Annotated in this window: 18 protein-coding genes; 8 read left to right on the top strand and 10 right to left on the bottom strand. The window is 34.5% G+C overall.

What is annotated here, in order from left to right; all coding sequences use genetic code 11:
• From H599_RS0110865 to H599_RS0110850, 4 genes are all read left to right on the top strand, one after another.
• On the top strand, positions 1 to 1,125 hold the full coding sequence (locus tag H599_RS0110865) for an efflux RND transporter periplasmic adaptor subunit (protein ID WP_081810549.1): 1,125 nt from the start codon (positions 1 to 3) through the stop codon (positions 1,123 to 1,125).
• Between the two features lie 7 nt (positions 1,126 to 1,132).
• A complete protein-coding gene (locus tag H599_RS0110860) occupies positions 1,133 to 4,198 on the top strand; it encodes an efflux RND transporter permease subunit (protein ID WP_026714164.1) in 3,066 nt (1,021 codons plus the stop codon).
• Positions 4,199 to 4,261: 63 nt separating this feature from the next.
• On the top strand, positions 4,262 to 5,032 hold the full coding sequence (locus H599_RS0110855; RefSeq protein WP_026714163.1) for an SDR family NAD(P)-dependent oxidoreductase: 771 nt from the start codon (positions 4,262 to 4,264) through the stop codon (positions 5,030 to 5,032).
• A gap of 89 nt (positions 5,033 to 5,121) precedes the next feature.
• Positions 5,122 to 5,301 (top strand): hypothetical protein, encoded by a 180-nt coding sequence (locus tag H599_RS0110850; protein ID WP_026714162.1) that lies wholly within the window; start codon positions 5,122 to 5,124, stop codon positions 5,299 to 5,301.
• A gap of 104 nt (positions 5,302 to 5,405) precedes the next feature.
• Here the strand turns inward: H599_RS0110850 and H599_RS0110845 are convergent, their stop codons facing one another.
• Positions 5,406 to 6,281 carry a hypothetical protein gene (locus tag H599_RS0110845; protein ID WP_026714161.1) on the bottom strand — a complete coding sequence of 292 codons (876 nt, stop codon included), beginning with the start codon at positions 6,279 to 6,281 and terminating at the stop codon, positions 5,406 to 5,408.
• Positions 6,282 to 6,389: 108 nt separating this feature from the next.
• Here H599_RS0110845 and H599_RS0110840 point away from each other — a divergent pair, with 108 nt between their 5' ends.
• Both H599_RS0110840 and H599_RS0110835 read left to right on the top strand, forming a co-directional pair.
• The gene (locus H599_RS0110840; RefSeq protein WP_026714160.1) at positions 6,390 to 7,433 is read left to right on the top strand and encodes a formimidoylglutamase; all 1,044 of its coding nucleotides are present in this window, start codon (positions 6,390 to 6,392) and stop codon (positions 7,431 to 7,433) included.
• A gap of 129 nt (positions 7,434 to 7,562) precedes the next feature.
• On the top strand, positions 7,563 to 8,813 hold the full coding sequence (locus tag H599_RS0110835; protein ID WP_026714159.1) for a DEAD/DEAH box helicase: 1,251 nt from the start codon (positions 7,563 to 7,565) through the stop codon (positions 8,811 to 8,813).
• A 25-nt stretch (positions 8,814 to 8,838) separates the two neighbouring features.
• On the opposite strand, the gene H599_RS0110830 is transcribed toward H599_RS0110835, so the two are convergent.
• The gene (locus H599_RS0110830; RefSeq protein ID WP_026714158.1) at positions 8,839 to 10,119 is read right to left on the bottom strand and encodes a dicarboxylate/amino acid:cation symporter; all 1,281 of its coding nucleotides are present in this window, start codon (positions 10,117 to 10,119) and stop codon (positions 8,839 to 8,841) included.
• Between the two features lie 163 nt (positions 10,120 to 10,282).
• Positions 10,283 to 11,347: a chorismate synthase gene (gene aroC / locus H599_RS0110825; protein ID WP_026714157.1), complete on the bottom strand. Its 1,065-nt coding sequence runs from the start codon at positions 11,345 to 11,347 to the stop codon at positions 10,283 to 10,285.
• A 186-nt stretch (positions 11,348 to 11,533) separates the two neighbouring features.
• Between aroC and H599_RS0110820 the strand changes: the two genes are divergently transcribed.
• Entirely contained in the window at positions 11,534 to 12,358 is an 825-nt protein-coding gene (locus H599_RS0110820) for a UDP-2,3-diacylglucosamine diphosphatase (RefSeq protein WP_026714156.1), read from the top strand.
• Positions 12,359 to 12,474: 116 nt separating this feature from the next.
• Positions 12,475 to 12,957 carry a hypothetical protein gene (locus H599_RS0110815; protein WP_026714155.1) on the top strand — a complete coding sequence of 161 codons (483 nt, stop codon included), beginning with the start codon at positions 12,475 to 12,477 and terminating at the stop codon, positions 12,955 to 12,957.
• A gap of 50 nt (positions 12,958 to 13,007) precedes the next feature.
• Here the strand turns inward: H599_RS0110815 and H599_RS0110810 are convergent, their stop codons facing one another.
• The 7 genes from H599_RS0110810 to H599_RS0110780 form a co-directional block, all read right to left on the bottom strand.
• Positions 13,008 to 13,436 carry a protease complex subunit PrcB family protein gene (locus tag H599_RS0110810; protein WP_026714154.1) on the bottom strand — a complete coding sequence of 143 codons (429 nt, stop codon included), beginning with the start codon at positions 13,434 to 13,436 and terminating at the stop codon, positions 13,008 to 13,010.
• A gap of 31 nt (positions 13,437 to 13,467) precedes the next feature.
• Positions 13,468 to 14,616: an N-acetyl-alpha-D-glucosaminyl L-malate synthase BshA gene (gene bshA, locus H599_RS0110805; protein ID WP_026714153.1), complete on the bottom strand. Its 1,149-nt coding sequence runs from the start codon at positions 14,614 to 14,616 to the stop codon at positions 13,468 to 13,470.
• Between the two features lie 94 nt (positions 14,617 to 14,710).
• On the bottom strand, positions 14,711 to 16,660 hold the full coding sequence (locus tag H599_RS19520; RefSeq protein WP_051590712.1) for a serine hydrolase domain-containing protein: 1,950 nt from the start codon (positions 16,658 to 16,660) through the stop codon (positions 14,711 to 14,713).
• 20 nt (positions 16,661 to 16,680) lie between these two features.
• A complete protein-coding gene (locus H599_RS0110795; protein ID WP_026714152.1) occupies positions 16,681 to 17,163 on the bottom strand; it encodes a hypothetical protein in 483 nt (160 codons plus the stop codon).
• Positions 17,164 to 17,179: 16 nt separating this feature from the next.
• Entirely contained in the window at positions 17,180 to 17,725 is a 546-nt protein-coding gene (locus H599_RS0110790) for a cysteine hydrolase family protein (RefSeq protein ID WP_026714151.1), read from the bottom strand.
• A gap of 13 nt (positions 17,726 to 17,738) precedes the next feature.
• Positions 17,739 to 18,530, bottom strand: coding sequence for a (Fe-S)-binding protein (locus H599_RS0110785; RefSeq protein ID WP_026714150.1), 792 nt, complete (start codon positions 18,528 to 18,530; stop codon positions 17,739 to 17,741).
• A 70-nt stretch (positions 18,531 to 18,600) separates the two neighbouring features.
• Complete coding sequence (locus tag H599_RS0110780) at positions 18,601 to 19,935, bottom strand: (Fe-S)-binding protein (RefSeq protein ID WP_026714149.1); 1,335 nt, start codon at positions 19,933 to 19,935, stop codon at positions 18,601 to 18,603.
• Between the last annotated feature and the right edge of the window lie 5 nt (positions 19,936 to 19,940).

Here is a 19,940-nt window from a genome sequence, read left to right as displayed (position 1 = left end):
ATGAAATCAACGATTATTACATCCGGTCATCTTTCAGGCTCGGGTCACGAATACAAAAAAAATAATTTTACACTTATGAGTAAAAGAACAACAATACTAGTTTCCCTTTTAACTTTACCACTTTTTTTCTCTTGCAAAGACGATAAAAAGGTAAGCCATCCTTTTGAAACTACGGACGTTATTTCAATAAAAACAGCTACAGTTGAATCTTTAGCATTAACAAATAATATAAGTGCATCAGGATTGGTAACTACAGAAAACCAAGCGAATTACTCATTCAAAATTGGTGGTGTTGTTCGTAAAATTTATGTTGAAGAAGGGCAGTTTTTCAAAAAAGGGCAACTTTTAGCAACATTGGATGCTACAGAAATTAGTGCCGGTTTAAATCAGGCTGATTTAAATGTTAAGAAATATGAACGCGATTATACACGAGCTGTTAATTTGTATAAAGACAGTGTTTATACTTTGGAACAGCTTCAAAACACAAAGACAGGTTTAGACATTGCCAAAAAGCAAAAAGAAGCTGTAGCGTTTAATTCTCGTTACTCTAAAATATATGCTACTTCCGATGGTTTTATCGCTAATAAGATAGCAAATGAAGGCGAAGTAGTTGGTCCAGGGTCTCCAATTTTGGCAATAAATGAAACAAAACAAAACAATAATTATCTGCTGAAAGTGGGATTAACTGATAAAGAATGGGCTTCGGTTAAACTAGGTCAGAAAGCTAAAGTATTTCTTGACGGATTTCCTGATGAAGCATTTGAAGCTACCGTTTTTAGAAAATCACAAGCGGCAGATGCAGCTCTTGGGTCTTTTCAAGTTGAACTAAAACTGGACATGAAAAATCAAAAACCAGCTGTAGGAATGTTTGGAAAAGCAGAAATACAAACCGATAAAGCCGAAGATTTTATAGCTATCCCTTATAATTCACTTATTGAAGCCGATGGCAACAAAGCTTTTGTTTTTGTAGTCGAAAACAACAAAGTGAAACGTCAACCCATTACGATTTTCAAATTTGACAATGATCAGGTTTTTGTAAAAGACGGGCTTCAAAAAACAGACCAGATAGTCATTTCTAATAGTGCTTATCTAAACGAACAATCGACTATCAAAATAATTAAATAACAACGTCATGAAGATTACAAACTTTTCAGTTAAGAATTATCAGTTCACACTGATTCTCGCTCTTTTAGTGGCTGTGGTAGGAGTTCTTACTTTATTCACGATGCCAAGGTCAGAAGACCCTGGAACACATCCTCCGCAATATTTAATTACCGTTATTTACCCTGGTACAAGTCCGAAAGACATGGAAGAACAAGTCGTAAAACCTATTGAAAACAAGATTTACGGCTTAGAAAATATCGAAAAAATATTAACAACCGTAGAAGACGGAGTTGCTGCCTTTCAAGTAAAATTCAAATACGGAGTGGATGTTGATAATAAATATCAGGAAATCTCTACCGAAATGAATGCTCTTAAAAGTAGCGAATTACCAAAAGATATTTATCAGATTAAAACGGAGAAAATTTCATCTTCGGATGTAAAAATTCTTCAGGTAGCTTTGGTTTCCGAAAATGCATCTGACAAGAAACTACGTGATGAAGCAGATAAACTAAAGACAAAAATTGAAAAAATAACCAATCTTAAAGATGTAAAATACAGCGGAATTCCGGAACAGGAAATCCGCGTGGATTTGAATTTGGAAAAATTGGCACAATTGAGAATTCCATTGAATGTGGTAATGGGAAGTTTGCAAAGTGAAGCTGCTGACATTCCCGGAGGAAGTATTGATTTAGATACCAAAGTATTCAATGTAAAAACAAGTGGAAAATTCAAAAATGCTGATGACGTAGCCAATACGGTTATTTTCAATGCTAATGGCAAAATCATCTATATGAAAGATGTGGCTGATGTAAATTACAAGTCTGAAGTAGCCTATCATATTACAAGAATTAATGGACATCGATGCGTTTTGGTTACTGCCGGAATGAAGGATAATGTTAACATTAGTGATGTTCAGAAAGAATACCTGCCTATAGTAAATGCATTCTCTAAAGACTTGCCTGCAAACATCAAACTCATTAAAAACTTTGACCAGGCCGATATGGTATCAAAACGCTTAGGGCATTTAGGTTTTGACTTTGGATTGGCAATTCTTTTGGTAGTCATTACATTAATTCCATTAGGAGGAAGAGCATCGCTTATAGTGATGATTTCCATACCTTTATCTTTGGCTTTAGGATTAATTGCCATGAATGCTTTAGGCTATTCTTTAAACCAATTGAGTATTGTGGGCTTGGTGGTTGCTCTAGGACTATTGGTCGATGACAGTATTGTAGTTGTTGAAAATATTGAACGTTGGCTACGTGAAGGACATTCTAAAATGGATGCTGTTTTAAAAGGTACAAAACAAATAGGCATAGCCGTTGTAGGTACTACAGCTACTTTGGTTATAGCCTTTATACCACTGGCTTTTCTTCCTGATATGGCAGGTGAATTCATCCGAAGTTTACCAATGGCGGTAATCACGAGTGTATTAGCATCTATGATAGTGGCTTTAACATTGGTTCCGTTTTTAAGCAGTCGATTCTTAAAAACACATGAACATGAAGGAGGAAACATATTTCTTCAGTATTTGCAAAAGTTCCTTACAAACGCATACAAAAATATTATGCCTAAAGCATTGAAATTTCCAAAAATCACGATTGCCATTTCTATATTTTTAAGTGTAATCGCTTTTGGACTGTTTTCTGTAGCCGGATTTAAGTTATTCCCAACTTCGGAAAAACCAATGTTTTTGATAAATATAAAAATGCCTCTTCAAGCCAATATTTCAGAAAGTGACAGGGTAACTAAAATTGTGGAATCCGAATTGAAAAACCATAAAGAAATTGTGTATTTCACTTCAAATGTAGGACACGGTAATCCACAAATATATTACAATGTGCATCCACAAGATAGAAAATCTGATTTTGCTCAAATTTTTGTGCAATTGGAAGATGAGGCAAAACCTTCAGAAAAAACGATTCTTATACAAGAATTACGTGAAAAATTTAAAAAGCTGCCTGATGCTAAAGTAGAAGTAAAAGATTTTGAACAAGGCACACCATTGGAAGCCAATATCGTTGTACGTTTATTCGGTGAAGACCAGGAAGTTTTACGCAAATTATCTTCTCAGGTAGAAACTATTTTGCGAAATCAGGAAGGTACAGTTTACATCAACAACGAGTTAAACACCTATAAAACGGATGTTAAAGTAAAAATTAATAAAGAAAAAGCAAGAACATTAGGCGTATTAACTAGTGAAATTGATAAAGTAATTCGTCTTGCTGTGGCTGGTCTAAAAATTGGAGATTATATAGATGACCGTGGTGATGCCAGAAACGTGACCATTACTTTACCAAGAGAGAAATTTTCTAATCTTGATGCACTGAAAAATTTATATGTAAATAATGTTCAGGGAACTCCAATAGCACTCAATCAGATTGCAACAGTATCTTTTGAAACTGCACCTACGGCAATCAATCATTTTAACAAATCGCCTTTTTCAAAAGTTAGTGCCATGACAAAAGATGGTTATTTAGCCAATGACCTGCTGGTAGCTATTATACCGAAATTAGATAAACTTGAAATACCAAAAGGATATTACTACAAACTATCCGGAGAAAAAGAATCAGAAGGTGATGCATTAGGAGGTAATTTTCTTGCTGTAATTATATTAAGTACGTTTTTATTCATTGCTGTTTTATTGCTACAATTCAAAACATTTAAAGGAATTATCATCGTACTATCTATCATTCCACTTGGAGTTCTTGGAGGTGTAATATTTTTGATAGCATCAGGAAATCCAATGTCATTGGTTTCTATTATTGGTTTCATAGGTTTGTCTGGAATTCAAGTCAAAAACTCACTGCTACTAGTTGATTTTACAAATCAGTTAAGACAAGAAGGAAAGTCTATTGACGAAGCGATTGCTATTGCTGGTGAAACTCGTTTCCTACCAGTGGTTTTAACATCAGTTACCGCAATCTGTGGGCTGATTCCGCTGGCAGTAAATCCCAATCCTCAAATATCTCCATTGGCGATTGTATTGATTGGAGGACTTATAAGTTCAACAATTTTGGCAAGAATTGTAACACCTGTAATGTATAAATTGATTCCTCCATCTTTGGAAAAATTTAACAATAGCATTAACTAAACCAAGAGCCAGACTTATGATGAGTCTCTTTCTTGAATTACTAACAAAATAAAATTAAAAAACATGAAATTAAAAGATAAAAAAGTATTAATTACAGGTGCCAGTGGAGGCATCGGATTAGAAGTAGCCAAATTGATGGCTGAAAAAAATTATGCAGTAACACTTTTAGCAAGAAGTGAGAATAAATTAAATCAAGCCAAAGCGATACTTCATGGAAATAACCACACAGTACTAGTAGCCGATCTAAACAACTCAAAAGATTTGGTTAGGCTGTCTGAACACATTAAATCAGAACGTTATGATGTCCTAATTAATAATGCAGGTGTTGGAATGTACGGGCAATTTATCAACATGCCGCTTCAGGAACAAATAAATGGTATGCACCTTAATATGGATGCATTGGTAACACTGTCTTACGCTTTCCTGCAAAACGCAAAAAAAGGAGACAGTCTGGTAAATGTGGCTTCACTTTTAGGACATTCTTCTTTTCCGGGAGCAGCTGTTTATGCAGCAACTAAAAGCTTTGTTGCTAATTTTTCCGAATCCTTGTGGTTTGAATTTAAAAAGAAAGGTATTTATGTAATGGGTTTTAATCCTGGAGCAACTAAATCAGATTTTCATTCAAATGCTGGTAAGGAAACCAATTCATATCCCGAATTTGTACTATCCACAATTCATGACGTTGCACAAGATTTAATTACCAGTTTGGAAAGAAGAAGTAAACCAAGAGTAATATCAGGCTGGAAAAACCGCTTAATGTTATTCAACTTCAAGTTTCTTAGCCGTGCTATGGCTATTAAAATAATGGGGCAAATAAGTCCAGGAATGAAATAGCTAATTAACACCCTGGTTCCATATTTCAAAGTCACGGAGATTTTGTAAAAAAGACATTAGAATTTTTGGAAATATAAATAGAAAATAAAATGAAAAACAAAAGACTTCAGTTACTTCAAAGTTTTATTGGAAAACCATTTTCAGGAAGTCCGTCCCCATTCGCCAAATGGCTAAATGGGACGGTGATTGCTGTTGATGAAAATTCAGTTGAATTTCAATTTGAATATAACTCAATTGTAATCTCCTCTACTCCACAAAAAAGCCTGTAAACTCAATATTTAAGGGCTTTTTCATTACAATTTACGGAAATTTAGACACAAAAAAAAAGAGGAGCTTTAAACACTCCTCTTTTTTATATTTGATTGTTATTAAATTATTTCAATTCGAAACTTGACTTAGAAACTAAATCTCCTTTATCAAAAACATTTACATAATAAGTTCCTTTTTGGAAATCTTTTCCTGGTAAATTTTCAGAAACCTGAACTGTTTTGTTTTCATATTTTACAGTACTGGTAAAACTATAAGTCAAATCTTTTCCGTCAAAACTAATGTTTTTCTTTTCACCCAAAACATTATTTTTACTGTCAATCACCTGTACATAATAGGTTTTATCACCAGATTGTGCAATTTCATTTCCGGCAATTGTAAAGCTAATTTTAAGCATATTAGTTCTTCTTGCTTTTTCCGTTTCGATTTCTTTTCCTGAGCTTCTTACTTTATAAGCTGAACTTTGGATGTTTAAAACCGTTAATTTAGAACCTTTTTCAACAACTTTAGCTAATTCGTCATTTTGACCAACTAAGGCTTCATTGAACTTTTTAGATTCGTTCAAAACCACAGCGGTACTATCGCGTTGAGCTTTTACAACAGAGTTTTCATTTTTTAAACCTTCATTTTCGGCCATTAAAGCTTTTAACTTATTTTGTAAAAGGTTCATTTTGGTTTTAAAAGCTGAAAGATCTCCTTTGGATTTTTTCACTTCAGCCATTAAACTTACCACTTTGTCTCTTTCCTGAATTAACTCATCAGACATTGAAGTATTTTCAGCAATTGCAGCATCATAAGTCGCTTTTAATTCTTCTAAATCTTTCAATACCGATTCTTTTTCGCTAACAGTCGTGGTTAATACTGTTTGTACTTTTTCGGTGTCAGAAGATAATTTAAAAATATAAACTAAACTCCCAACTAATAAAACCGCCAATACAGCAATAACTGCTTTAAGACTTGTACTACTTTGCTTGTTTTCCATTTTTTTAACTTTTTTTCAATTTTAATAATATCAAATTTAACAATATAATTTTTAACCTATAACGTAAGTAGAGAAATTATATTATTTTTGAGAAAAAATTTTCTTTTTATGGATAAATTTCTGCCGTTTACAATCAATGATCTTGCTAAAGTAACGAACCATAGAAGTGGCGAAATCAAATTTGGAGAAAAAATGCTTACGGTTCCCATTGGCGAAAATCCAATTTCTTACATCAAAAATACCGAAGCAAAATATATTTTATTAGGAATTCCGGAAGATATTGGTATCAGAGCTAATTTTGGAAGACCCGGAGCGGCTTCAGCCTGGAATGAAGCCATTAAAAGCATCGCTAATATTCAGCACAATCGCTTTTGCAAAGGCAATCAAATACTGGTTTTAGGACAAATTAATGTTTCGGAAGAAATGGCCGAAGTAGAAAATTTAGATTTTAATACTATTGACGACCGCGTAAAACTGAGTCAGTTAGTCAAAAAAATTGACAAAGATGTTTCTCATATTATTTTTAGCATTGTCAAATTAGGCAAAATTCCCATTATTATTGGCGGCGGACACAACAATGCCTACGGAAACATTAAAGGAACCGCTTTAGCAAAAGGAAAACCCGTTAATGCCATCAATTTTGATTCGCATTCCGACTTTAGAATTTTAGAAGGTCGCCATAGCGGAAATGGTTTTTCTTATGCTTACGAAGAGGGTTTTTTAAAAAAATATTTTGTTTTTGGGCTGCACGAAAATTATACTTCTAAAAGTGTTTTAGACTTTATCAAAAAAACCGAAGACCGAATTCGCTTTAACACCTACGACAGCATCAATATCCGAAAAGAAAAAAACTTCACTCAGGAAATGAATGATGCCTTAGAATTTATCAAAAATGATTTTTTTGGTATTGAAGTCGATTTGGGTGCCATTCCTAATATTGCCAGTAATGCCATGACTTTAAGCGGTTTTTCAGTCGAAGAATTACGCCAGTTTATTACTTTTTTTGCTAAAAACAAAAACGCTTCTTATTTACACATTTGTGAAGGTGCTCCTGATTTGGATGTCGATAAAAACAACCATCTCGTTGGAAAATTAATCGGTTATCTGGTTACTGATTTTATCAAATCCAGAACAAGCAAAAACATCCTTTAAAACAAATGGCTTTTAGAATCCTTAATTTAAAACTTCGAAACCGCATTACGCAATAAGCATCCGGAATAATAATACTATCTTTGCAGCACTTATCACTGTAACGCTTACAGGATAATTAACACCAAACTTATGTTATTCGAAGATTTATCACTTTCAAAAAGTATTCAAAAAGCGGTTTTTGAAGAAGGTTACACCAAACCTACCCCTATTCAGGAACAAGCGATTCCCCTTATATTAGCCGGAACTGATTTGATTGGTTGCGCCCAAACCGGAACCGGAAAAACGGCTGCTTTTGCTATTCCGATCATTCATCAATTGCACCGAATAGTTGGTTCTTCCAAAAAATCAAAACAAATCCGCGCATTGGTCATCACTCCTACTCGGGAATTAGCGGTGCAAATTGGTCAAAGTTTTAATACTTATGCCAAATATACGAACCTTACACAGCTGACTATTTTTGGAGGAGTTTCCCAAAATCCTCAGGTAGATGAATTAAAAAAAGGAATCGACATTCTAATTGCAACTCCCGGACGATTGTTGGATTTACACAAACAAGGCTTTGTAAACTTAGATCATTTACACACCTTAGTTTTAGATGAAGCCGATCAAATGCTCGACATGGGATTTGTAAACGATGTAAAAAAAATCGTAAAACTGACTCCTAAAAACCGTCAAACCTTATTCTTTTCGGCCACGATGCCAATTGCCATCAGGGAATTAGCCGAAATGTTCTTAACCGATCCGGAAACAGTTACAGTTTCTCCGGTTTCTTCCACAGCCGAAAAAGTAGAACAACGTATTTATTTTGTTGAAAAAGGCGAAAAAAGAAACCTGCTTCACAGTTTGCTGCACAATGAAAATCTGACAGATGTTTTAGTATTTGCCCGAACCAAACATGGTGCCGATAATATTGTAAAAGCGCTGCGCAAAAAAAATGTAGCCGCCGAAGCCATTCACGGTGATAAATCACAAAGCGCCCGACAACGCGTTTTAGATGCTTTTAAAAATAAAGAAATTGGTGTACTTATCGCTACTGATATTGCAGCACGAGGAATTGACATCGATCAGTTACCTTATGTAATTAACTTTGATTTACCGAATATTCCCGAAACTTATGTCCATCGAATAGGAAGAACCGGACGTGCCGGGAATGGCGGAATTGCAATTTCTTTTTGCGGAAAAGACGAACATGTTTATTGGAAAGATATTCAACGACTCATAAAAGTTGATGTAAAAACCATCACTGATCATCCGTATCAATGGCATTCCGGAAGTCCTGAACAAACGGAAAGCAAACCCAAAAACAATAACCGAAGCGGAAAATCGACTAAATCCAGAAAATCAGATGCTTCTAAGAAAAACAAAAAACGTTGGTACTAAACCAACGTTTTTTGTTTTATATAAATTAAGACTTACTGTTTAGTTTCCCCACCGATTTAGCAACAATCGTCGCCACAGTAGCATCGCTGGTAATATTCACCACTGTTCTGCACATATCCAAAGGCCGGTCGATAGCAAAAATTAAAGCCAATCCGGCCTCAGGAATTCCAGCCTGTCCTAAAACAATTACCAGCATTACCATTCCGGCACTTGGCACAGCTGCCGAACCAATTGATGCTAAAGTAGCTGTAATTACAATCATAGCCTGTGTAGAGAAATCCAATGAATAAGGAAGCATGGCCTGAGCAATAAAAATAGCAGCCACCGCCTGATACAAACTGGTTCCGTCCATATTTACCGTAGCTCCCAAAGGCAAAACAAAACTGGAAACCTCTTCATCAACACCCAAATTATCTGTTACACATTCCATTGTTACCGGAAGTGTAGCGGCACTGGAACTGGTTGAAAAAGCTAATAATTGAGCCGGAGCCATCGCTTTAAAAAACCGTTTAGGACTTACTTTGGCCAATAACATTAGTAAAGTAGGATAAAATAAGAAAGTCATTATTATCAAACCTAATAAAACAGTCAAACCATAAATAGCCAGTGCTTCTAAGGTTGAAAATCCCGGGATTTCAACCATTAAAGCTGCCATTAAGGCAAAAACTCCATAAGGTGAAAACAACATAATAATGTCTATTATTTTCAAAATGACATCATTCATTCCTTTGAAAAAATCAACAACCGGTTTTGCTTTTTCTTCTTCAATTAAAATCAAACCAATACCAATAAGAACCACAAATAGAATAACCTGCAACATACTGGAATTATCTCCCATAGCTGTAAAAATATTATCCGGCACAATATCTACCAATGGCTGAAGAGGACCACTTTCTTTAGCTTTTTGTGCCAACTCAATTTTTTGCGAAGCATCACCGGCAAAATTTGACAACAAACTCTCCCTTGCTTCCTGATTAATATAACTTCCCGGTTTTACAATATTGGCCAAAACCAATCCTAAAGAAACTGCAAAAAAAGTAGTTCCTAAATAAAACAATACCGTTCTCCCTCCTAATCTTGATAGTTTGGAAATATCTTTCAAATCGGCTAAACCCACAATTAAAGAAACAATAATCAAGGGAACGGCAATCATTTTTAATAAATTAATAAAAACAGTTCCAAATGGTTTTATCCAATCCACCACAAAATCTTTCAACTCAAAATTTTTCATTAGGAATCCAAACAACAATCCCAGAACGATTCCTAAAACTATTTTCCAATGCAAAGCCAGGCCTTTTTTCTTCATCCTTAATTTATGTTAGTTTAAATTTTACTAATAAAAAACTCCTCTGTTCTCAGAGGAGTTTTTAACAGTTTCACTGAAAAATTATAATATTTTATCTAGAAACCAAAAGAATATCTCAACAAATCACCTCTTATAGGCAAAAATAAAAAAAATCCTTAGCTTGCTATTTTGCGTAAGTTTTATTTATCAAATAAAAATCAGCCAAAACAATGGCTGCCATGGCTTCCACAATTGGCACTGCACGTGGCACCACACAAGGATCGTGACGCCCTTTTCCCGTCATCTCGGTAATTTCACCTTTATTATTCAATGAATCCTGTTTTTGCATAATAGTCGCCACAGGTTTAAAAGCTACTCTGAAATAAATATCCATTCCGTTACTTATTCCTCCCTGAATTCCACCTGAAAGATTCGTTTTAGTAGTTCCGTCAGCATTGTACAAATCATTATGCTGACTTCCTTTCATTTTTGAACCTTCAAATCCGCTGCCAAATTCAAAACCTTTTACAGCATTGATAGAAAGCATTGCTTTTCCTAATTCAGCGTGCAATTTATCAAAAACCGGTTCTCCTAAACCAACAGGTACATTTTGGATTACACAAGTCACCACACCACCTACTGTATCTCCTTCTTTACGAATTTGTTTGATATAATCTTCCATTGTGGCCGCCATTGCTTCATCCGGACAACGCACCGGATTGCTCTCAATTTTAGAAAAATCTAATTCCTCATAGGATTTATCCAAAGACAACGGACCAACAGCAGAAACATAAGCCTGAATTTTAATATCAGACAACATTTGTTTAGCAATAGCACCGGCTACTACTCTGCTGGCTGTTTCACGGGCAGAGCTTCTTCCTCCTCCGCGATAATCTCTGAAACCGTATTTTTGATCATACACATAATCTGCATGACTAGGACGGTAATTATCTTTTATATGCGAATAATCGTCTGATTTTTGATTGGTATTGGGAATAATAAACCCAATAGGTGTTCCGGTTGTTTTTCCTTCGAAAATTCCGGATAAAAATTGTACGGCATCCGGTTCTTTACGTTGGGTAACTATCGCTGACTGTCCCGGTTTTCTTCTTGACATTTCTAATTCAATTGCATCAAAATCTAATGCAATTCCTGATGGACATCCATCAATAATTCCTCCTAAAGCTTCTCCGTGTGATTCTCCAAAAGTTGTGATTCTAAATAGGGTTCCGTAGCTATTTCCTGCCATTATAAAAAATTTTGAACAAATGTAATATTTTAGTTTTAGCTTTAAAAATTAAAGATTTAAAGATTTCAAAACTTAGACCTAAAACAAAGTCTTCATTTACAATAAGAAACTTTTTTATTAACCTTAACTTTAAATTGAATTCATATTGGCAATGTTAATTTGCATAACAACAAATTAATAAATCAATTGAAAAAAAGAAAAGTTGAAGTAGTTGTAATCTCCGATGTTCACCTGGGAACTTACGGAAGTCATGCTAAAGAATTGCACAACTACCTTTCGTCAATAAAACCGGAAATTTTGGTATTAAACGGCGATATTATTGATATCTGGCAATTTAGAAAATCTTATTTCCCAAAATCACATTTAAAAGTCATCCAAAAAATAATAAGCTTTGCTTCCAAAGGTACTAAAGTGTATTACATCACAGGAAATCATGATGAGATGCTTCGGAAATTTACCGAAATGAACATGGGGAATTTTATACTGGCGGATAAACTTGTTTTAGAACTAAATGATAAAAAGGCATGGATTTTTCACGGTGATGTTTTTGACGCTTCGGTAAATCATGCCAAATGGATTGCTAAATTAGGCGGTTTAGGATATGATTATCTGATTCTGATGAATCGTTTTATCAATTGGTGTCTCAAAAAAATAGGTCAGGAACCTTATTCTTTTTCAAAAAAAATCAAAGCCAGCGTTAAAAAGGCAGTCAAACATATTTCGGATTTTGAAGAAACCGCAACCGAATTAGCCATTGAAAACCATTATGACTATGTAATTTGCGGTCATATTCACGAGCCAAAAATTTTGAAAAAAAACAATAAAAATGGCTCAACAATGTATTTAAACTCCGGAGATTGGGTTGAAAATCTGACTGCTTTAGAATACAACCGAAAAAAATGGAAATTATTTCGTTACGAAGAATCCAAATACGCCGAAACAGAAATCAGCATAGAAAAAGAGGAACTTACTGAGGAACAACTTATTGCATCTATTATTCTTCCCAAATAACGTTTTGTATATAGATTCCGATTAAAAAAAAATGGGAATTCTGTAAAAGATTATAATTATATAATAAATGTCACGTTTAAGAATAATTGTAGATTTGTAATATCAAAACTTAAATTATGAAAAAAATCATTTTATCAGCTTTTATGCTAATGGGATTAGCATTCAGCACACAAGCACAGGAAATTTCAAAAAACGCTCTGGGTTTACGTTTAGGAGACAACGATGGTTTTGGTGGTGAGATATCCTACCAAAGAGGTTTGTCTGACAATAACCGTTTAGAGTTAGACTTAGGATGGAGAAACAACAACAATGTTGATGCTTTCAAATTAACAGGTATTTACCAATGGGTTTGGAACATTGATGGTGGTTTTAACTGGTACGCCGGTGTTGGTGGTGGTGTTGGTAACTGGAATGCTAAAAATGCCGATTACAACAAAACTTTCGTTTTTGTAGCCGGAGATCTTGGTATTGAATATGGTTTTGACGAAGTGCCAATTCAACTTTCTTTAGACATCAGACCTGAATTATATTTTTCTGATAATGTTAGCGGAGATAATTTTGGTCCGGACATCGCTTTAGGTATCAGATACCAATTCTAATCCTAAAAAAAATACACATAAAAATGCCACCCGTTTAAGGTGGCATTTTTTTATTGGACTACTATCGGTTTTTTTGAGTTTATTTTCACTACCGTATAAGGATAAGTTATACTTTGTGTGAGCATTGCTCCGGGTTCCGGATGGTGTTCTTTAACTTTAATCACAATATTTGTATCGGTTTCTGTGACCTTATCTACTGTAATAGAATAACCTCCGGTGGGTTTTTTACCCATATTCAGAATAATAAAATTAGATTCCTGCACATCATTGGCACTAATTTTTCCTATCAGCTTTTCGTCGCCTAACAGCATTTTAATCTCTTTGGGTTCGGTTAAAATTTCATAGAAATTAATATTTCCTCCGCCGTCATTTTGCTGTAGCAAAACTTCATATAAAGCTTTCTTTTCGGGAACTTTTACAGTCGTTTTACAGGAAAATAAAGTTATCATTAAAACTAATACCAGAATACTTTTTTTCATTTCTAATCTTTTAATCATTATCCGGTTTAGATTATTGCTTGCATTTTTTAGAATATTTTTTGATGGCTTTCTCGTAAATATCAATATACAAAGGCAAAATTAATTTGATATCAAATTTCTTTGCCACCGACAAAGCATTTTCCTTAAACTGAGTTAAAACCGAATCCTCTTTTAAAATTTTCAAAGCATTTTCGGCCATTTCCTCAACGTTACCCACATCACTCAAATAACCTGAAACCCCTTCGAAATTCACCTCAGGCAAACCACCGGAATTACTGGAAATTACCGGAACACCCCAGGCCATGGCTTCCAGAGCTGCTAATCCGAAACTTTCGGTTTCTGAAGGCAGTAAAAACAAATCTGAATTACTTAAAATTTTATCTATTTCATTACTGTTTCCAAAAAAGATTACTTTCTCTAAAATACCTAATTCCTGACATAATAATTCAGCTTTTTCCTTTTCCGGACCATCTCCTACCATTAACAATTTGGCTGGAATCTCCTGTTGAATTTTATAAAATATTTGAATAATATCCGGAATGCATTTTACTTTTCTGAAATTGGAAATATGCGTAATAATGCGTTCTTCGGGCTTTGCAATCAAAGAACGTCGGCAGGGAACATTGTATTCGTTATTGTTTTTATCCAATTCAATAAAATTAGGAATCACATGAATATCCCTTTTAATTTTGAACAAATTATACGTGTCGTCTTTTAGACTTTGAGAAACAGAAGTCACCACATCCGATTTATTGATACTGAAACTTACCGCCGGTTTATAGTGCGGATGATTCCCCACCAGGGTAATATCGGTTCCGTGCAAAGTAGTAATCATCGGAATTTCGATTCCTTCATTTTTCAACATTTGCTTAGCCATATAACCGGCATAAGCGTGAGGAATAGCATAATGTACATGCAACACATCTATTTTATAAAGTTTCACCATATCGACCAATTTACTCGAAAGGGCTAATTCATATGGCTGATAATGAAACAAAGGATATTCCGGTACATTTACTTCATGATAATGCACATTAGGACTCAACAAGGCTAATCGAACCGGCTGACTGTAGGTTATAAAATGAACTTCATGACCTAAACGTGCTAATTCCAACCCTAATTCGGTAGCGACAACACCACTTCCTCCAAAGGTTGGATAACAAACTATTGCTATTTTCATCTGTAATTTTTAATACGCCTAAATTAATAAAAATAAGCCTTTTATTTCATAAAAGAAGGCTAAAACTGCCCAAGGTAATCTCAGGGTTTTCTAACTACTTTTCAATAGCCTGATAAATAACCGATTGAATATCTTCGCGAATATTTTCTCGGGAAAGTTTATTCATCGATTCGTTCGGATAAGTTCTGTTAGACAGAAAAACATAAACAATTTCTTCAGCTGGGTCAGCCCAGGCCATTGTTCCGGTAAACCCCGTATGCCCAAAACTAGTCATCGAAACACAACCGCAAGTGGGACCTGAATCACCTAGTTGCGGTTTGTCAAAACCAATTCCCCTTCTGTTTCCTTGCGGACAATAGTAACAACTGTTAAAGTCATTGAATGTTTTTTCCGAGAAATAACGCTTTCCGCCATAACTCCCTTTTTGTAGATACAACTGCATCATTTTAGCCACATCCAAACTACTCGAAAACAATCCGGCATGACCGCCTACTCCGCCCTGCATTGCTGCACTTATATCATGCACATATCCCTGAACGGTCTGATTTCTAAAATAAGTATCTACTTCTGTTGGAACAATTCGGTTTTTATCTATTTTCCCAATGGGATTATACATTGAATTATTCAAACCTAAAGGTTGAAAAAAGTTTTCCATACTTAAAACATCTAATTTCTTTCCGGTTGCATTTTCCAAATAGGCTTTTAAAATCATAAAAGTAAAATCGCTGTATTTACATTCCCTCTTTGGCAATAATTTGCTGTTTACAATAATTTTCAAAATCGTATCCTCATAATCACTTCTTAAATATAGATTTTCGGCAATTTTTATAGAAAATTCTTCGCTTGCTACGTTTCTGTAATATTGAGGCAAAGGATTTCCTTTTTTGTCAACGGTATTTTTATAGAATGGATACCAGGGTTGCAAACGTGCATAATGAGACAATAATTCTTTAAATGTGATGTCTTTTTTATTCGAATTTTTAAAAACCGGCAACATCATATCTAAAGTCGTTTCCATATTTATTTTTCCCTGATCGTATTGCTGCATCACATTGGGTAAAGTAGCAATAATTTTGGTCAAAGAAGCCAAATCATAAACATCCGAATTTGAAACTTTAATATCTTTCTCGTAAGTATGATAGCCGAAAGCTTTTTGATAAATGACTTTTCCTTTTCGGGCGACTAAAATTTGCATTCCCGGTGTCATTTTGCCATCAATTGCTTTTTGAGCAAAACCATCAATTTTAGATAAAATGGCGGTATTCATACCTACATTTTCCGGAGTCGAAAAACCTAAAACATTAAGTTTTTCAGATAATAAACCTAAATTTTCCGTGAAAGATGAGGATATATTGATTGGTAATTTTCCTTGCGAACTTATAGCGCCAAAAATTAATTCGGCAGAAACCGTTTGAGCTATTGGTGAATTTTGATAAGAAACAATTAAACCTTTAATATTGCTAAAATCCGGAATGGATTGTAATACTGCCGGAGAAGCAAAAACATCTAAAATAACCGAATTATGCTGTGCTAAAGTATTAAGCATCGTCAATTCAGCAGCGGAAAACTGAATCGTTTCAATATTAGTTTCCAATGGATGATAACCAATAATAACTTTTGAAAATCCTGTTAATTTTGCTTGTAAACTTACCAGATTTGTATCGGTAATTTCCGTTACTTCTGTATAATTACCTAATGTAGTTAAGAAAGTATCATGGGAAGCATTACCCAATTTCACATAAGCAATCTTTTGATTTTCCAGATTTTTAATAGGCAAAACGGCTTCTTCATTTTTCAAAACAGTGATGTTTTTTTCAAAGGAAGAATATTGTGCCGCTTCAGTTTTTGAAGCATCTAAATTTTGATAAAACTGTCGTAGTTTTACTGTATCCAAAGCTATTTCTCTAACCGTTGAAATCTCTTTTGGCTGCGTTATTGTTTCTGACGAAGTTGTCTCAGACTTATTCTTTTTTGTCGGACTACAGGCAGCTACAAAAAAAAATAAGACATAAAGAATTAAAATCTTGATGTCTCTATTTTTCATAATAATTTGTTTTAGTCTTTTTAAAAGAAACGGCTATGCCAGCTATCTATTGCAGGCACTTCCCAAACTTCGTTAAATTCCTGAATAGTATTAATCAAATTATTAAAAACAACGGTGTTTTGAGTAACCGCTTTATCTTTCACCATTTTTTTGAAATCCAGCAATGGTTTGTGAGCAATATATTCTCCTAATTTGAAAGTCACATTCATCTTATCCAACAAATCTACATCGTATTTTTGCTCCAATTTTTGAATAAAAGCAACTGATGCATCAATAGAACAACCCGTTGCTGCCTGAATTTCCTGATTCACCGCAATGATTATAAAACGGTTGTATTTTATTTGATAAGAAGCTTCTAAACTAGTGCCATGTGCAGCCCAGCCATTTAAAAACAACTCCAAATCATTTGCTATTTCAGAAATTTCGGCATCCGAAAATTTTCTGTTCGATTGATAAATCCAAATTCTGGATTCTTCCGGTAAATTTTCAAACGGTATATACATTTTTTTTATTTTTAAATTATTCCAATAGAAATTTTTCTGTATCGATTATCTTGGCATAGAAATAATTTAATGCAGATAAAAATGCAGTCTGAACTTCATTGGCTTTTACTTTTTTGTTATTTACTTCAAGATCTTTTGTTGCACAAGCATCCTCAATAATTATACAATTAAACCCAAAATCTTTTGCTGCTCGTGTAGTAGCATCAATACACATGTGTGTCATCATACCAACAATTACTAAATCTGTAATCTCTTGTACTTGCAAATATTTTAAAAGGTCTGTTTCCCTAAAACTATTAGGAAACGTCTTTTCAATAACAATCTCTTCTTTCAAAGGTTTAACGTAGTCATGAATTTCGACGCCATTTGTTCCTTTTATAAAAAAAGTTGCATCTGTCCTAGTTGCAATGTGCTGAATGTGAAATACTGGCAAATTCTCCGATCTAAATTTTTCCAGTATTAATTTTGCTTTTTTTCCTGCTTCTTCAGAATTAAAAAGTTGCATCTTTCCATTTACAAAATAATCATTTTGAATATCTACAATCAAAAGCGCCTTCTTCATTTTTCTTATACTATTATAAATCCTGCGCATTGGCAATCAGTTCGGCAATATCCATTACCTTTACCTCTGCCTCTTTTTCTTTATGCTTAATCCCGTCAGTCATCATCGTATTACAAAACGGGCATCCGGTTGCTATAATATCCGGAGAAGTTTCTAAAGCATCATCCGTTCTTTCGATATTGATTTCTTTATTTCCTTTTTCGGCATCTTTAAACATCTGCGCTCCTCCGGCACCACAACACAAACCATTGGATTTTGAACGTTTCATTTCGACCAGTTCGGCATCTAATTTTTCAATTAAATTACGTGGCGCTTCATATACTTTATTCGCTCTGCCCAAATAACAAGGATCGTGGAACGTAATTTTTTTACCTTTAAACTGCCCGCCTTCAATAGTCAACCTTCCGTTATTCAACAAAGATTTCAAATACTCTGTATGATGAAGTACTTCAAATTCGCCTCCTAATTCCGGATACTCATTTTTTAAAGTATTGAAACAATGCGGACAGGCGGTTACGATTTTTTTGGTTTCATAGCCTTTCAGCACTTCGATATTCATCATGGCCTGCATTTGAAACAAAAATTCGTTTCCTGCTCTTTTGGCCGGATCTCCGGTACAACTTTCTTCCGTTCCAAGAACAGCAAAAGAAACATTAGCACTATTTAAAATACGTACAAAAGCCTTAGTAATCTTTTTGGCTCTATCGTCAAAACTTCCTGCACAACCTACCCAAAACAACACTTCCGGTTGTTTTCCCTGAGCCAGCATTTCGGCCATTGTAGGTACTATCAAATTTTCTGACATTCTTTTTTTGTTTAATCGTTGATGAGTTAATAGTTTAATCGGATAAACATTTACCGATTAATCCATTAAACTATATTTCATTTTTCCAATTCAACCTGTCCTGTTGATTGTATGGCCATGGAGCACCATTGTTTTCAACATTAGTCATCATGGAATTTAAAGCAGCCGGTGCAGCACTTTGTTCCATAACTAAATAACGACGCATATCCATAATAATAGACAACGGACTAATATTTACCGGACATTCTTCCACACAGGCATTGCAGGAAGTACATGCCCAAAGTTCTTCGGGAGAAATATAATCGTTTAATAACGACTTATTATCCGGTACAAAAACGCCTTTGTTAGCATCAATATTTCTTCCCACTTCTTCCATTCGGTCGCGGGTATCCATCATAATTTTACGAGGCGACAATTTCTTTCCGGTAATGTTAGCCGGACAAACGGAGGTACAGCGACCACATTCGGTACAAGTGTAGGCATTTAATAATTGAACCCAGTTTAAATCCTGAATATCACTGGATCCAAATTTTGCCGGAGCTTCTCCTTCAGCAGCAGCCGGAGCGGCAAACGGATCGGCATTAGGATCCATCATCAATTTTACCTCTTTGGTAACTGCCTCTAAATTATCAAATTCTCCTAACGGATTCAAATTAGCAAAATACGTATTTGGGAAAGCCAAAAGAATATGAAGGTGTTTAGAAAAATATAGATAATTCATAAACAACAAAATCCCAACAATATGCAACCACCAGAATATATCATAAAGCATGGCAACCGCATTGCTGTTTACTCCGTCAAATAAAGGTGCTAAAAACTGACTTACAGGAAAAGAACCTGCTTTGATAAAATGAGAATAACCTCCGGGAATATTTTGCAAATGCAAATCGGAAGCATTCATAAACAGGAACAAAAACATTAAAATAGTTTCGAAATACAGGATGTAATTCGCATCATTTTTAGGAAAACCTTTCAAATCCGGGTTTGCAAAACGTTTTAGTCTGATGATATTTCTTCTAATCCAAAAAACCGTTACCGAAACAATAACTAAAAGTGCTAAAATTTCGAAAGAAGCGATTAGAAAATTATAAACAGCACCCAAAGAAGCAAATATTCGGTGTGTTCCAAACAATCCGTCAATAATAATTTCTAATAACTCAATATTGATGATAATAAACCCTACATAAACAATAATGTGCAAAATTCCGGCAATAGGTCTTTTTACCATTTTTGACTGCCCTAAAGCAATCATCGCCATATTCTTCCATCTTTCTTTAGGATTGTCTTTGCGGTTTACATCAATACCCAAATTAATATTACGATAGATTTTTTTGATATTTGAAATAAAATATCCAAAACCAATAATTAAGACGATGGCAAATAATATATTGTCTAAATAACTCATAATTT

It is taken from the genome of Flavobacterium daejeonense DSM 17708 (assembly GCF_000425425.1).
In the GTDB taxonomy this organism is placed as follows: domain Bacteria; phylum Bacteroidota; class Bacteroidia; order Flavobacteriales; family Flavobacteriaceae; genus Flavobacterium; species Flavobacterium daejeonense.
The sequence above is the reverse complement of the archived record's forward strand: the minus strand, read 5'-3'. Positions and strand labels throughout refer to the sequence as shown.